Source organism: Psychrobacter namhaensis (assembly GCF_016107545.1).
GTDB classification, from domain to species: domain Bacteria; phylum Pseudomonadota; class Gammaproteobacteria; order Pseudomonadales; family Moraxellaceae; genus Psychrobacter; species Psychrobacter namhaensis.
The window spans coordinates 1-748 of the sequence record NZ_JABASS010000041.1; the positions used below are offsets into that span (position 1 = coordinate 1).

Genomic DNA, 748 nt, shown 5'->3' on the forward strand with positions numbered 1-748 from the left:
TAAATGGTCGTTTTATCGATTCAACACATGATGAATATCAAGCTGACCAGCTTGTAAGAAGGAAAGGTTTATGAGTACCAGCGCTGTCGACACAAACACCGAAGCCGCGATGCACATTAATGTTTTATATTTCGCCAGCCTCGCTGATGAAGCCAATTGTCAACAAGAGCGCATCACCGTACCACCGTCAACCTCCTTGACTGAACTGTATGAACAGCTTTGCCAAAAGCACCGTTTTAGCCGTTCGCAGTCAGAGCTCCGGGTGGCGGTGAATGACTACTTCGCTAAGTGGACAGATCCTATGTCTGATGGCGATAGTGTGGTATTTATCACCCCAGTTGCGGGTGGTTAGTGTTTAATACAATTAGTACCAGTATAAGCAATAAATAGATAGTTTTATGCGACTGGGATAAATTTTTCTCGCTTGCTGTGCCGTTGCAGACAGAGGCTACGAAAAATTCATCCCAGTACTACTGGTATTTTTAAAGTGAATCAACGATAAAAAGCTTCATGTTAAAAAACGACAAATAGAGAGAGAAAATGACAGACAACGTCCATAGCCATGCCATGACCATCAAACGTAGCGTTGATGAAGCATATGCAGTTGCGGAACGGGATGGTTTTGCCCTATTAGACATCGCCATTGATGAGAAGCGTCTAAAAGACACTCTCGATGATGACAGCTGCGGGGCGTTCGTGTGCTTTGAGGGACGCGTCCGCAATCATAACAATGCCACCAGCGTTGAGC

General features: G+C 44.9%; 1 protein-coding gene and 1 pseudogene. Both read left to right on the forward strand.

Annotated features, from left to right (window positions below):
• Positions 1–70 precede the first annotated feature (70 nt).
• Positions 71–352, forward strand: a complete 282-nt coding sequence (locus tag JFC06_RS12225) for a MoaD/ThiS family protein (protein WP_198335253.1) — start codon at positions 71–73, stop codon at positions 350–352.
• Positions 353–540: 188 nt separating this feature from the next.
• Positions 541–748, forward strand: a pseudogene (locus tag JFC06_RS12230) (molybdenum cofactor biosynthesis protein MoaE); the annotation flags it as partial.

Coding starts and splice junctions, on each gene's coding strand:
- JFC06_RS12225 (WP_198335253.1), top strand. CDS start 71: ATGAGTACCAGCGCTGTCGACACAAACACCGAAGCCGCGATGCACATT.